Below are 14,450 nucleotides of genomic sequence, written 5' to 3'. Positions count from 1 at the left end.
GGGTATTGTAGAAATATGTATACATAGCCTTTATAATAAAGGTGAGGGGAAGGTAGTATATTATCCCCGGTTATATGCAAAATGATAGAGATGTTTTCTATCAAGAGTTTAAAGGAGGAGTTCGTTTATGAAGTACAACGTACGCGGTGAAAACATTGAGGTAACTCCAGCAATCCGTGAATATGTGGAAAGCAAAATTGGTAAAATCAAAAGATATTTTGATTCCACAGAAACGGTAGAATGCAAAGTAAACTTAAAGGTAAATAACAACACACAAAAAATTGAAGTGACGATTCCGATGACTGGACTAGTGTTACGAGCTGAAGAACGCCATAGCGATTTATATGCAGCAATCGACCTAGTAGTCGACAAATTGGAACGCCAAATTCGTAAACATAAAACAAAAGTGAACCGTAAGCTACGTGATACGGGTGCTCCGAAATACTTATTTAATGAAGCAGTAGAAAATGGTAGTGTTGCTGTTGCAGACGAAGAAGATGAGTTAGTACGTACAAAACGTTACAACTTAAAACCGATGGACAGCGAAGAAGCAATTTTACAAATGAACATGCTTGGCCACAACTTCTTCGTATTCCTTAACGCAGCTACAAACGAAACAAACGTCGTCTACAAACGAAACGACGGCAAATACGGTATAATTGAAGCTCACTAAAAAATAAAAATAACGTAATACCCCGATTTTAATTGATCGGGGTTTTTTATTTTTTTGGAAAAACTGTATTATAAAATTTACCGCTGAACTGGTAAAAACGGAGCAAATGTATCAACTTCAACATAAATTAGCATGGAATTGGTGAATTTAATGAAGAAAAGGATGTGAAATGTAGTCATGAAACGAGATGCAATCGAAATTACAGAAAATCCTGTCTCTCATTATTTATTTAACAGCACAAAGCTTGCTCTATTTTGGTTAATTGTTCGCTTATATGTTGGTTACGCATGGTTAAAGGCAGGATGGGGGAAAGTAACGTCAGATGCTTGGACAGGAGAGAACGCAGGTGTTGCGATAGAAGGGTTTATTAAAGGAGCAATCGCCAAAGCAGGAGAAGGTCCAGATGTAACTGGTTGGTACGCAGCGTTTTTAGAAAATATTGTTTTACCAAATGCCACAGTGTTCTCCTATTTAGTAGCTTACGGTGAAGTATTAGTAGGTTTAGGACTAATTGTTGGATTTCTAACAGGAATTGCTGCTTTTTTTGGATCATTAATGAACGTCACATTTTTATTCGCAGGGACACTAAGCACCAACCCAATTCTTTTCATCCTAGCGACTTGGCTAGTATTAGCTTGGAAAGTAGCAGGTTGGTATGGTTTAGACAGATGGGCGCTTCCACGTTTAGGTACTCCATGGAATCAATCAGAAAAATAATCTTCATTCGTCAAGTACGTGACACTTGGCGATTTTTTTCTGTTTTCTGCTTCCTCAGCCACTATCCGACCCGAAAGTTGTCCCCACTATAAAGAAGTGATAAAATAAAGGAATAAATATGGTTATAAAAGATGAGCGGAAATAAAAGGATTTTTCCCATTTGTCGAGAATCTTTTTATTAACAACATCGAAAAGGGAGCGTTACTATGCGTGGATTATTGAACAAAGTTTTTGACATGAATAAGCGCCAAATTAAAAAATCAGAGAAATTGGCCGACCAAATAGATGCGCTAAGCAGTGATATGGAAAAGCTTTCCGACGATGCATTGCGTGCCAAAACAGAAGAGTTTAAAGAACGTTATCAAAAAGGCGAAACGTTAGATGACCTACTCGTTGAATCATTTGCAGTAGTTCGTGAAGCAGCACGTCGTGTTTTAGGCTTACACCCATACAAAGTGCAGTTAATGGGAGCGATTGCCCTTCATGAAGGAAATATCGCCGAGATGAAAACAGGGGAAGGTAAAACATTAACTTCAACACTACCTGTATATTTAAATGCTCTTACTGGAAAAGGCGTACACGTTGTTACAGTTAACGAATATTTAGCAAGCCGTGATGCGAACGAAATGGGACAACTTTTTGAGTTCCTTGGCTTAACAGTAGGATTAAACTTAAACGGACTTACACGTGAAGAAAAAATAGAAGCATATAAAGCAGATGTTACATATAGTACGAACAATGAATTAGGCTTTGATTACTTACGTGACAACATGGTGCTGTACAAAGAGCAAATGGTACAGCGCCCACTTCATTTTGCTGTTATTGATGAGGTAGACTCGATTTTAATTGATGAGGCGCGTACCCCATTAATTATTTCAGGTAGTGCTCAAAAATCCGCTGCTCTTTACTTACAAGCGAACGGTTTCGTACGTCAGTTAAAGCGGGAAGAAGATTACACATATGACGAAAAGACAAAAGGTGTTCAATTAACAGAAGACGGAATTTCGAAAGCGGAAAAAGCGTTCGGAATCGATAACTTATTTGACATCCAGCATGTCGCGTTAAACCATCATATTAATCAAGCGTTAAAGGCGCATGTCACGATGCATAATGACGTGGATTACGTTGTACAAGAAGGCGAAATCGTCATTGTTGACCAATTTACTGGTCGTCTTATGAAAGGTCGTCGATTTTCTGACGGACTACACCAAGCGATTGAAGCGAAAGAAGGCGTAGAAATTCAGAACGAAAGTATGACACTTGCAACGATTACGTTCCAGAACTACTTCCGTATGTACGAAAAGCTTTCTGGTATGACAGGTACAGCGAAAACAGAAGAAGAAGAGTTCCGTAACATTTACAATATGAACGTTGTCGCAATCCCTACGAACAGACCGATCGCACGTGATGACCGTGCTGATTTAATTTTCAAAACGATTGAAGGAAAGCATAATGCTGTTGCGAACGATATCGCAGAGCGCCATAAAGCAGGCCAACCAGTTCTTGTTGGTACAGTTGCGATTGAAACGTCAGAAGTTATTTCTAAGCTACTTAACAAACGTGGCATTAAACATAACGTCTTAAACGCGAAAAATCATGCTCGCGAAGCCGATATTATCGCAGAGGCAGGTCATAAAGGATCTGTAACGATCGCGACAAATATGGCAGGTCGTGGTACAGACATTAAGCTTGGCGAAGGTGTAAAAGAAGCGGGAGGTCTTGCTGTTATCGGTACAGAGCGTCACGAATCACGCCGTATTGATAACCAGCTTCGTGGCCGTTCCGGTCGTCAAGGAGACCCAGGGGTAACGCAATTCTACCTTTCCATGGAAGATGAATTAATGCGCCGCTTCGGTTCTGACAATATGAAAAATATGATGGAACGACTTGGTATGGACGATACGCAACCAATTCAAAGTAAAATGGTATCTCGTGCCGTAGAATCAGCGCAAAAACGTGTAGAAGGAAACAACTTCGATGCGCGTAAACAGCTTTTACAATTCGACGATGTACTGCGTCAACAACGTGAAGTTATTTACAAGCAACGTTTTGAAGTATTAGATTCTGAAAATTTACGTTCAATCGTTGAAAAAATGTTAAAGTCTACTATCGAGCGTAATGTTCGTCTATACACGCCAGCTGCCGACCTTCCAGAAGAATGGAACTTACAAGGAATTGTCGACTATTTAGAGGCAAACCTTTTAAGGGAAGGCGACGTGACTGAAGGCGACTTACGTGGTAAAGAGCCAGAAGAAATGATCGAGCTCATTACGGAAAAAGTAATCGCGCGCTACGACGAGAAAGAACAAGAGCTAGAGCCAGAACAAATTCGCGAGTTCGAAAAAGTAGTGGTTCTTCGCGCAGTTGATAGTAAATGGATGGACCATATCGACGCAATGGATCAGCTTCGTCGCGGAATTCATTTACGTGCTTACGGTCAAATTGATCCGTTACGTGAATACCAAATGGAAGGTTTCGCGATGTTTGAAACGATGATTGCTGCGATTGAAGAAGATGTATCGAAATACATCATGAAAGCTCAAATTCGCAACAATTTAGAGCGTCAAGAAGTAGCTAAAGGTACAGCTGTTGTACCGAACGAAGACGGAAAAGAAAAAGCGAAAAAACGTCCTGTTACAAAAGCTATTAATATTGGCCGTAACGACCCATGTATTTGTGGTAGCGGAAAAAAATATAAGCAATGTTGCGGACGTTAATATATGATAGGAAGGTGGGGCTTTCATTGCCTCACCTTTTTGCCGGTGTAAAGCATTTAGGAGAAAATCGTCATAAATGATATGATATGGTTACAATAATTGTAGAGGTGAACAGAATGGAACTTGCAGAAATTAGAAACGAACTTGAGAAAATGGCTAAACGTTTAGCGGACTTTAGGGGGTCTCTTTGACTTAGAACATAAGGAAAAGAGAGTCGCCGAATTAGATGAGCTTATGAGTCATCCTAACTTTTGGGATGATCAAAACGCAGCCCAAGTAGTAATTAGTGAGGCGAATGCGTTAAAAGATTCAGTTGGTCAATTTCATGAACTTCATGAAAGCTATGAAAACTTAGATGTAACGTATGAGCTAGTGAAAGAAGAGCCAGACGAAGAACTGCTAGCTGAACTAGTAAATGAAGTAAAAGAACTAACAGGTGAGTTTAATAAATTTGAACTACAGCTTTTATTAAGCGAGCCTTACGATAAAAATAATGCGATTTTAGAATTGCATCCTGGCGCTGGTGGAACGGAATCTCAAGACTGGGGCTCTATGCTACTACGTATGTACACACGCTGGGCAGAGAAAAAAGGTTTCAAAGTAGAAACGTTAGATTACCTTCCAGGTGATGAAGCTGGAATTAAAAGCGTAACTCTTTTAATTAAAGGGCATAACGCATACGGGTATTTGAAGGCAGAAAAAGGAGTGCACCGTCTTGTACGTATTTCTCCATTTGACTCATCCGGCCGTCGTCATACGTCGTTCGTATCTTGCGACGTAATGCCAGAGTTTAATGATGAAATTGAAATCGACATCCGCACGGAAGATTTAAAAATTGATACGTACCGTGCAAGTGGAGCAGGTGGTCAGCATATTAACACAACTGACTCCGCAGTCCGTATTACACACATTCCAACGAATGTAGTCGTAACGTGTCAAACAGAACGTTCCCAAATTAAAAACCGTGAACGTGCGATGAAAATGCTCCAAGCAAAACTTTATCAACGTAAACTAGAAGAGCAACAAGCGGAATTAGATGAAATCCGTGGCGAACAAAAAGACATTGGCTGGGGAAGTCAAATTCGTTCCTATGTTTTCCACCCTTATTCCCTTGTAAAAGATCACCGTACCAACACAGAAATCGGAAACACACAATCAGTCATGGACGGCGAACTCGATCCGTTCATTGATGCATATTTACGTTCAAAAATTTAATTGTCATTCCTACCCTTGTCGTGCAACGCGGCAGGGGTTTTGTTTTTGCCAGCAAGGAAGAAAGCTAGCGGGTTAAAAATAACGTCAAGTGCGTCAATTAATTTTTCAGCTGCGTCAAAAAATTGGCCGTGTGCGTCAATTAAATCCGCAAGTGCATCAATAAGTGAGTTCGGTTGGCTGAAATAGTGTTGCAGTTGGCGTGAAAGGAAGTCGGTTTGGCCGAAACCGCGTTGCAGTTGGCGTGAAAGGAAGTCGAGTTGGCCGAAAACACGTTGTAGTTGGCGTGAAAGGAAGTCGGTTTGGCCGAAACCGCGTTGCAGTTGGCGTGAAAGGAAGTCGGTTTGGCCGAAACCGCGTTGCAGTTGGCGTGAAAGGAAGTCAGTTTGGCCGAAACCGTGTTGTAGTTGGCGTGAAAGGAAGTCGAGTTGGCCGAAACCGCGTTGCAGTTGGCGTGAAAGGAAGTCAGTTTGGCCGAAAACACGTTGTAGTTGGCGTGAAAGGAAGTCGAGTTGGCCGAAACCGTGTTGCAGTTGGCGTGAAAGGAAGTCGGTTTGGCCGAAACCGCGTTGCAGTTGGCGTGAAAGGAAGTCAGTTTGGCCGAAACCGTGTTGTAGTTGGCGTGAAAGCGAATCCGGTTGGCACAAAGCCGAACTCGGTTGGCACAAAAGCGAATCCGGTTGGCACGAAAGCCAGCTCGATTGACGCAAAAGTGAACTCGGTTGGCACAAAAGCGAATCCGGTTGGCACAAAAGCCAGCTCGATTGGCGCAAAAATGAACTCAGTTGGCACAAAAGCGAATCCGGTTGGCACAAAAGCCAGCTCGATTGGCGCAAAAGTGATCTCGATTGACGCAAAAGCGAATCCGGTTGGCACAAAGCCGAACTCAGTTGGCACAAAAACCATTCGGTCTACACAAAACGAAGCCTGGTTTCCGTAAAAACCCACCACCCTCCCCCTCTACCCATGCATGAAATTCCCCCTCTTACCACAAACTAACTTTTAGCGCTTTAACACGTTATTCGAGCATCGTTTACATCGAAAAAAGTGCGTGCTATACTCTTTCTGTTTGTGGTTTATATGTTAGCGTAGTTGGAGGGAGCATCTTTGAGCAAACGTAAAAAGAATGATCGAAAAGTAGACAGCCCATTTATGCAAAGGGCGAAAGAATATGGGTACGTTATTATCGGAGCGGCTTTTGTCGCGTTAGCTTTTAATTTATTTTTACTTCCTAACCGTGTAGCATCGGGTGGAGTTAGTGGAATTAGTACTATATTAAATGCAGTGTTAGGCTGGGAACCTGGTATCGTTCAATTATCTTTTAATATTCCGCTATTTTTTGCAGGAGTCGTTTTACTAGGACGTCAGTTTGGATTAAAAACGTTAGTAGGAACGGTAACACTTCCATTAATGGTTTTATGGACGAGAGATATTCAACCTGCGACGATGGATCCGTTACTTGCAAGTCTTTTCGGAGGAATTGGGGTCGGAATTGGGCTTGGGCTTGTGTTTAGAGGAAGAGCGTCTACAGGAGGAACGGACTTAGCAGCGCAAATTATACATAAATATACCGGGCTATCTCTAGGGACGTGCGTTGCCATTATCGACGGTTTAATTGTAATTTCTGCTGCAATTGTTTTTGATATTGAACTTGGTTTATACGCGCTTTTATCTCTATACGTAACAAGTAAAACAATTGATATGGTTCAAGTCGGTATCGGATATTCGAAGACAATTATTATCATTTCCGAAAAAGAAGCGGAAGTTCGTGAAGCAATACTAACAAAATTAGATCGCGGTGTGACAAAGCTAACAGCCCATGGTGGATACACTTTAAATGAAAAGCCGGTGCTTATGTGTGTAGTAAATCAGCAAGAATTCACAAAGTTGAAACAAGTGGTGCAAAGCATTGATGCGTCTGCTTTTGTCGTCGTTATGAATGCTTCAGAAGTGTTAGGAGAAGGGTTTAAACGGGAGTAGGATGGTTATAATAACCAATGGAATGTGGTATTTTTTAAGTATAAGGAATGCGCATCCTTTTTAACTACAAAATTATTGCTAAGGGGGATTTTACCTTGAAAAAATGGTTATTAACATTCGTTTTCGTTAGTACTCTCATTGTCCTTGGTGCTTGTGGTGGTGGAGGAGATAATGCAACGGAAGCTCCTGCACAAGATGCAACAGGCGATGCTGTCAGTGCAGATGCTGAAAAGCTATATCAACAAAGCTGTCAAAGCTGTCACGGTGGTAATTTAGAAGGTGGCTTCGGACCACAACTATCGCAAGTAGGAAATAAATATTCTAAAGAAGAAATTGAAGACATTATTTTAAATGGACAAGGTAATATGCGTGGTGGCTTCTTAAAAGGTGAAGAAGCATCTACTGTTGCTGCATGGTTAGCAGAACATAAATAAAAGTCCTAGTACAAAACTTCTCAGTGAAAAATCATTGGGGAGTTTTTTCTATTTCTATGTAGTTTCCCCCTCGTCTTTTTTCAAAACATAAGTAATTAGCACTAACCTTCGAAATTAAAAATCATGCCTCAATATCTATTTTTCAAAAAACAGCTTGGACTTTCATCCTGTTTATTTCAAACTCTATTGAATATTTAAATAATTAAAAATATAATTTATTTTAGTTTCCGAAATAATTGTAGGAAATTAGTGTCGATTGCAGTCTAATGTTGCGACGTTAGCTGTAAGAATAGTTAAAAAGGGGAGTGGGTCCATTGCGTAACAAACTGGTTACAGCACTAATGATTGTTAGTGCCATCCTATTAGTGTTTAGTTCTTTTTCTGCTGGTGCACAAGTGAACCAAGGGAAAGTAACTAAAGTAGAAGAATTAGCAACTCTATACGGCGAGTATGATTTATCTAGCTCGAAGCCGACAACAGTTATTGTCGAACTAGAAGAAGAGTCTCTTGTCGAAGCAAAGCATAAAGGAAAAGCACAAACGAAGAAAAACTTGAATAATGTTCGTAACCAAGTAAAAAATGAAGTTGGGAAACGTGTTTCTACTTCAAAAGTAGAACGTGAATATGATTACGTATTTTCTGGTTTCGCTGTGGAAGTTCCACAAAACGAGATTCCTAGCTTACTAGCAACTCCTGGCGTAAAAGCAGTTTATCCGAACGTTACATATACAGTAGATTCTTCCACTGAATATGTTGTAGAAGAATCTTATAGCCCAGAAATGTTAGATTCCGCTCCATTTATCGGTTCTAACGAAGCTTGGGATGCAGGTTTCACTGGTGAAGGTGTAACAGTAGCAGTTATCGATACTGGTGTAGATTACACACACCCAGATTTAGCTGGACAATTTGGTGCTTACAAAGGATATGATTTCGTAGATAACGACGAAGATCCACAAGAAACACCTAAAAATGATCCGCGTGGTGCAGAAACAACTCACGGTACACACGTTGCAGGTACAGTAGCAGCGAACGGTCTAATTAAAGGGGTAGCTCCAGAAGCGACGCTTTTAGCATACCGTGTTTTAGGACCTGGTGGTAGCGGTACGACAGCTAACGTTATCGCAGGTATTGAGCGCGCAGTTCAAGATGGCGCTGATGTTATGAACCTATCTTTAGGTAACACGTTAAACAGCCCTGACTTTGCAACGTCTATCGCATTAGATTGGGCAATGGCAGAAGGTGTAGTAGCAGTAACTTCTAACGGAAATAGCGGTCCAAACAACTGGACAGTAGGTTCTCCTGGAACTTCTCGCGATGCTATCTCTGTTGGTGCAACTCAATTACCGTACAACGTATTTACAGCAACAACAACTTCTTCTGACGGAGTATCTTACGCTTCCTCAGCAGTTCAAGGATTCCCATCTGAAGATGCGTTAAAGGCTTTAAATGGACAAAACTTTGATTTAGTAGATGTAGGCTTTGGTTCTCCAGCAGAGTTTGCAGGTAAAGAATTAGAAGGTAAAATCGCATTAATTAGCCGTGGAGCAGGTATCCCATTCGTGGACAAAGCGACAGAAGCTAAAAAAGCTGGCGCAGTTGGTGCAGTTCTTTACAATAACGTAGCTGGTGATATGCCACTAATTCCAGGAATGGACGTTCCAACAATTATGCTTAACCAAGCAGATGGGGAAGCGTTAAAAGCAAAAGTTAATGACGTAACAGTAAGCTTTAACATTGCATTTTCTCACCAAGTAGGTGAAACAGTAGCAGACTTCTCATCTCGTGGTCCAGTAATGGATACTTGGATGATCAAGCCTGACGTTTCAGCACCTGGTGTTGCAATCGTAAGTACAGTACCAACATTTGATCCATCAAATCCATACGGATACGGAGCAAAGCAAGGTACTTCAATGGCAAGTCCACACGTAGCAGGAGCAGCGGCATTAGTATTACAAGCTAATCCTGATTGGGATGTATTCCAAGTAAAATCTGCGTTAATGAATACTGCAGAAGATCTAATTAATCCAGCAACTGGGGAAAGCTATCCACACAATACACAAGGTGCTGGTAGTATCCGTGTACTAGATGCAATCAATGCAGAAACATTAGTTAACCCTGGAAGCTATTCTTTCGGAGTATTTGAAAAGGCAAAAGGAAAAGAAAGTGCACGTCAACATTTCGAAATCCAAAACCTTTCTAATGAAGCTAAACGTTACAACGTCGAATTCACATTCAAAAACGAAGTAGGCAAACATGTAAAAGTTACAACAAGTAACAATACAAGAGTAAACCCAGGTAAAACACAAAAAGTAAATGTAAATGTAACAGTAGATGCTTCTAAATTAGACTCCGGCTATTATGAAGGCTACTTAACAGTTACAGAAGGTGAAACAGTAGTAGAAGTTCCTACAATTCTATTCGTAGGTGAACCAGACTTCCCACGAGTAACTTCTTTAGGGTTCGATAGCTTAGGAAACAACACATTCGACATTTGGTCTTACTTACCAGGTGGCGCAGATGAGTACGAAGTGTGGATCTACTCTGCAACAGCAACTGGTGGATTAGGTTCTTATGTTGGAGATGCACTTTACGATTCTAACCTTCCTGCTGGATATGCTGAGCATGTGTGGGATGGTACATTAGTAGATGGTACCGTACTACCTGCTGGTAACTACCGCGTGGCAATCTATGCGAAAAAAGGCAACGGTGAACGTGCTGTCGCAGCAGCAGATGTATTAACAATCGAATAATAGTAATGGTCCAAAAAGTAGAAATTAACTTTTTGGACCTTTTTTTGTCCAGACTAGTAGTAATGATTCTGAGCCAACAAGCTTTGAAACATGAGTTGGCACAAAAGTCCGTACGGTTGGCGCAAAAACCCGTTCAGATGGCCGAAAAAGTAACCCGGTTGGCGCAAAAGTCCGTTCAGTTGGCCGAAAAAGTAACCCGGTTGGCGCAAAAGTCCGTTCAGTTGGCCGAAAAAGCAGCCCAGCTGGCGCAAAAGCTCGTTCAGTTGGCCGAAAAAGTAGCTCAGTTGGCGCAAAAGTCCATTCAGTTGGCCGAAAAAGTGAATCAGTTGGCGCAAAAAACCGTTCAGATGGCCGAAAAAGCAGCCCAGCTGGCGTAAAAGCCCGTTCAGTTGGCCGAAAAAGTAGCTCAGTTGGCCGAAAAAGTAGCTCAGTTGATGCATACCACAGTTCCTTTAGCCTATAATAGGACCCCGGTAGCACAATCCAAAGTCCATTCACGTCAAAGCATCCCCACGAAAAAAAGCAAGATCCCACAGCTACTATCAAAATAAACACAAAAATTTCAAACTTCCCCCACAACAAAACTATTATTTTTTTCTACCTCTACCAAATTAAGATGAAATATGACAAAATAAACCTATATTCCCAATAATCGTTTTAAATTGAAAAGAAAATGTAATATAAATAATGCTCTTTTTGTCGGAATATGATGTTATAATGAGTCTGAACAATTTTGAGATTGAGGATACTTGCCGTTTAAGACAATGGATTAATATAGAGAAGACAATGGATTGATATAGAGAAAATACATTTTCTACTAAAAAGGTGATTACATGATTGAAATGCATAATGTATTTAAAAAATATTCAAATGGTGTACAAGCAGTTAATGGTATAGATATAACATTTAAAGCAGGCGAATTTGCTTACGTCGTAGGACCTAGTGGTGCAGGGAAATCAACATTTATTAAAATGATGTACCGCGAAGAAAAGCCGACAAGCGGTTCCATTATTATTGACGGAATCGATTTATCTAAGCTTAAAGAGCGCCACGTTCCATTATTACGTAGAAAAATAGGCGTCGTGTTCCAAGATTTTAAACTGTTACCACAACTAACAGTTTATGAAAATGTAGCATTTGCGCTAGAAGTTATTGAAGAAACGCCAAAAAGTATAAAAAAACGTGTCATGGAAGTGCTAGATTTAGTAAAGCTAAAGCATAAAGCGAGAGCCTTTCCAAATGAACTTTCAGGTGGAGAACAGCAGCGTGTATCTATCGCGCGATCTATCGTTAATAACCCGAAAGTAATGATTGCCGATGAACCTACCGGGAATTTAGATCCTGATACTTCATGGGAAATTATGAAGTTGTTCGAAGAAATTAATGAACGAGGCACGACGATTGTGATGGCAACACACAACAAAGAGATTGTTAACACGATGAAAAGACGTGTTATTGCAATAGAATACGGAAAAATTGCTAGAGACGAAGTGAAGGGGGATTATGGCTATGAAGCCTAGAACATTACTCCGACATTTCAGAGAAAGTTTCAAAAGTTTAGCTCGTAATGGTTGGATGACATTTGCATCCATTAGTGCCGTTACTGTAACGCTACTATTAGTCGGTGTATTCCTCGTTATTATGATGAACTTAAATAACGTGGCGAAGGAAATTGAACAAGACGTTGAAATTAAAGTTTATATAGAAATGACAGCAACAGAAGAAGAGCAAAATCAATTACAAGCAGATTTAGAAAAAGTTTCGAAAGCTGAATCTGTTGTATTTTCATCTAAAGATAGTGAATTAGAAAGTTTAAAGGATAGCTTTGGTGAAGATGGCGCTATTTTAGACCTTTTTGAACAAAGTAATCCACTATATGATGTGTTTATTGTCAAAACAAAGACTCCACAAGATACCTTTGATGTAGCAAAACAAATTGAGGGCTTTGACAATGTTGCGAAAGTAGTGTTTGGTCAAGAAACGGTGGAAAGGCTCTTCCAAATCTTTAATATAGCTCGTAACATCGGACTCGCATTAATTTTAGGGTTAGTATTTACGGCGATGTTCCTAATATCTAACACTATTAAAATAACTATTTTTGCAAGAAGAAAAGAAATTGAAATTATGAAACTAGTAGGGGCAACAAATTGGTTTATCCGCTGGCCGTTTTTCCTAGAAGGTCTTTGGTTAGGTGTTCTTGGTGCATTTTTACCAATTGCGATTATTTTAACATCGTACTATTACCTCATTGATCTAGTTCAACCAAAAGTAACATCTCAATTTTTACAATTCTTACCTTTCTTCCCGTTCGCATTCCAAGTTGTTGGCATTTTAGTTGCTATCGGTGCGTTTATCGGAATTTGGGGTAGTATGATGTCTGTCCGTAAGTTTTTAAAAGTATAAAATAGTCGAGTATTAGTAGATTGCTATATAAATAGTGTTCCCTTAAAACGATTAAGGAAAACATGAAATGCTCGTCTTTTTGAGGAGGGTTATACCTCCTCGTATACATAAACGTTTGAGGAGGATCAAAATGAGAAGGAAAATCGGCATAGGTATTATTGCAGCGGTCATCGGTTTATCTGTTGTATTTTCAACGAACTACTCAGATACAACATTCGCAAATGGGTTGCAAGAAAAACTTAACGAAAATAAGGAAGCTCAATCAAATCTTGAATCTTCTTTAAATGAAAAACAAGAAGAAGTGAACAAATTACAAGCAGAACAAGCTCAAACTGAAGCGGAAATTACTCGTTTAGACAAAGCGGTGGAAGAAACGAAGGCTAAAATCCGTACGAAAAAAGATGAAATTGAAACGACTCGTCAAGAAATTGAACAGTTAAAGAAAGAAATTGAAGTATTAATGGAAAGAATCGAACGTCGTACTGCATTATTAGAAGATAGAGCGCGTACGTTCCAAACAGGTGGAGGCGCTATTAACTATATCGATGTAGTTTTAGGAGCGCAAAGCTTTAGCGACTTCATTGACCGAGTAAATGCAGTTGCCCTTATTTTGCAAGCTGACAGAGATATCGTCCAAGCACATGAAGATGACTTAAAGCTTTTAGAAGATAAAGAATTAGAACTACGTAGTAAACTTACTAACTTAGAAACGCAATTAACAGAGCTAGAAGGCTTAGAGAAGAGTCTAGAAGGTCAAATTGCGGAAAAAGCAAAAATTATGGATAAATTAAAGAAACAAGAACAAGAAGCGATGCATGAAATTCATGAAATTGAAGATGAAGCTGCATTCTTAAGAGCACAAGAAAGAGCGATTCAATCACAAATTAAAGCAGAAGCAGAACGTAAAAAGCGTGAAGAAGAAGAGCGCAAACGCCGTGAAGCAGAGCAAGCAAAACAAGCTTCTAGTAATAGTGGTGGCAGCTCGGGTGGTAATAATTCAACTGGTACAGCACCAGCCCCTGCAGTAACTAGTGGTAACTTTATGAGACCAGCTACAGGGCGTGTAACATCAGAATTTGGCCCACGTTGGGGAACGTTCCACTACGGTATCGATATCGGTAAAAACGGTAGAAAAGAAGATGTTCCTATTGTTGCAGCAGCATCTGGTACAGTATTCCGTTCTAGCTATACTCCATCTTACGGTAATGCGATATTTATTACTCACAATATTGATGGACAAGTTTGGACTACGGTTTACGCTCACTTAGAAAACCGTGCAGTTGGTGAAGGTCAGTATGTAGAAAAAGGTCAATACCTCGGCATGATGGGGAATACAGGTCATTCTACTGGACCACACTTACACTTTGAATTACACAAAGGACCTTATCAGTTCCCGCGTGTTAACGCTGTAAATCCGAGAAATTACATTAATTTCTAATTTGCATAAAATGTACAAGCTTTTCATATACTAGTTATTAATTAAGGCATTACACTTTAAACGTGTAATGCCTTTTCTACACATATTTCCACAAGTAAATGATAGGCTCAACTTTTCGTTTTGCTA

The 14,450-nt window shown here is 40.0% G+C and carries 12 protein-coding genes; all 12 read left to right on the top strand.

Annotated elements, in window-relative coordinates:
• Positions 1-127 precede the first annotated feature (127 nt).
• The 12 genes from hpf (at position 128) to BC6307_RS25595 (ending at position 14,324) form a co-directional block, all read left to right on the top strand.
• Positions 128-673 (top strand): ribosome hibernation-promoting factor, HPF/YfiA family, encoded by a 546-nt coding sequence (gene hpf, locus BC6307_RS19720; RefSeq protein ID WP_066419130.1) that lies wholly within the window; start codon positions 128-130, stop codon positions 671-673.
• A gap of 177 nt (positions 674-850) precedes the next feature.
• On the top strand, positions 851-1,390 hold the full coding sequence (locus BC6307_RS19715) for a DoxX family protein (RefSeq protein ID WP_066419132.1): 540 nt from the start codon (positions 851-853) through the stop codon (positions 1,388-1,390).
• 206 nt (positions 1,391-1,596) lie between these two features.
• Positions 1,597-4,107, top strand: a complete 2,511-nt coding sequence (gene secA / locus BC6307_RS19710) for a preprotein translocase subunit SecA (protein WP_066419140.1) — start codon at positions 1,597-1,599, stop codon at positions 4,105-4,107.
• Between the two features lie 116 nt (positions 4,108-4,223).
• Positions 4,224-5,322, top strand: a protein-coding gene (gene prfB, locus BC6307_RS19705; RefSeq protein WP_235858227.1) for a peptide chain release factor 2 whose coding sequence is annotated in 2 segments (ribosomal slippage) — positions 4,224-4,286 and positions 4,288-5,322 — 1,098 coding nt in all. Because the reading frame shifts where the segments join, the coding sequence is not laid out codon by codon here.
• A 199-nt stretch (positions 5,323-5,521) separates the two neighbouring features.
• On the top strand, positions 5,522-6,259 hold the full coding sequence (locus BC6307_RS19700; RefSeq protein ID WP_094366187.1) for a hypothetical protein: 738 nt from the start codon (positions 5,522-5,524) through the stop codon (positions 6,257-6,259).
• 212 nt (positions 6,260-6,471) lie between these two features.
• Positions 6,472-7,299 carry a YitT family protein gene (locus tag BC6307_RS19695; protein ID WP_066420402.1) on the top strand — a complete coding sequence of 276 codons (828 nt, stop codon included), beginning with the start codon at positions 6,472-6,474 and terminating at the stop codon, positions 7,297-7,299.
• 95 nt (positions 7,300-7,394) lie between these two features.
• On the top strand, positions 7,395-7,733 hold the full coding sequence (gene cccB / locus BC6307_RS19690) for a cytochrome c551 (RefSeq protein ID WP_174522392.1): 339 nt from the start codon (positions 7,395-7,397) through the stop codon (positions 7,731-7,733).
• Positions 7,734-8,047: 314 nt separating this feature from the next.
• On the top strand, positions 8,048-10,483 hold the full coding sequence (locus BC6307_RS19685) for a S8 family serine peptidase (protein WP_066420375.1): 2,436 nt from the start codon (positions 8,048-8,050) through the stop codon (positions 10,481-10,483).
• 5 nt (positions 10,484-10,488) lie between these two features.
• Positions 10,489-10,860, top strand: coding sequence for a hypothetical protein (locus BC6307_RS19680; RefSeq protein ID WP_094366185.1), 372 nt, complete (start codon positions 10,489-10,491; stop codon positions 10,858-10,860).
• 456 nt (positions 10,861-11,316) lie between these two features.
• Positions 11,317-12,003, top strand: a complete 687-nt coding sequence (gene ftsE, locus BC6307_RS19675; protein ID WP_066420378.1) for a cell division ATP-binding protein FtsE — start codon at positions 11,317-11,319, stop codon at positions 12,001-12,003.
• Entirely contained in the window at positions 11,993-12,886 is an 894-nt protein-coding gene (gene ftsX / locus BC6307_RS19670; protein ID WP_066420380.1) for a permease-like cell division protein FtsX, read from the top strand. Before ftsE ends, ftsX begins: the two co-directional genes overlap by 11 nt.
• Before the next feature lie 130 nt (positions 12,887-13,016).
• A complete protein-coding gene (locus tag BC6307_RS25595; RefSeq protein WP_066420384.1) occupies positions 13,017-14,324 on the top strand; it encodes a murein hydrolase activator EnvC family protein in 1,308 nt (435 codons plus the stop codon).
• Positions 14,325-14,450 lie beyond the last annotated feature (126 nt).

Origin of the sequence: Sutcliffiella cohnii, assembly GCF_002250055.1 — a bacterium.
In the GTDB taxonomy this organism is placed as follows: Bacteria; Bacillota; Bacilli; order Bacillales; family Bacillaceae_I; genus Sutcliffiella; species Sutcliffiella cohnii.
Note: the sequence above shows the minus strand (reverse complement) of the source record. Positions and strands in the feature narration are given on the sequence as shown.

What these genes read in the sequence shown, in the direction of transcription:
- hpf (WP_066419130.1), top strand. Translation starts at nt 128, where the DNA reads ATGAAGTACAACGTACGCGGTGAAAACATTGAGGTAACTCCAGCAATC.
- secA (WP_066419140.1), top strand. Translation starts at nt 1,597, where the DNA reads ATGCGTGGATTATTGAACAAAGTTTTTGACATGAATAAGCGCCAAATT.
- BC6307_RS25595 (WP_066420384.1), top strand. Translation starts at nt 13,017, where the DNA reads ATGAGAAGGAAAATCGGCATAGGTATTATTGCAGCGGTCATCGGTTTA.
- ftsX (WP_066420380.1), top strand. Translation starts at nt 11,993, where the DNA reads ATGAAGCCTAGAACATTACTCCGACATTTCAGAGAAAGTTTCAAAAGT.
- ftsE (WP_066420378.1), top strand. Translation starts at nt 11,317, where the DNA reads ATGATTGAAATGCATAATGTATTTAAAAAATATTCAAATGGTGTACAA.
- BC6307_RS19715 (WP_066419132.1), top strand. Translation starts at nt 851, where the DNA reads ATGAAACGAGATGCAATCGAAATTACAGAAAATCCTGTCTCTCATTAT.
- BC6307_RS19695 (WP_066420402.1), top strand. Translation starts at nt 6,472, where the DNA reads ATGCAAAGGGCGAAAGAATATGGGTACGTTATTATCGGAGCGGCTTTT.
- BC6307_RS19680 (WP_094366185.1), top strand. Translation starts at nt 10,489, where the DNA reads ATGGTCCAAAAAGTAGAAATTAACTTTTTGGACCTTTTTTTGTCCAGA.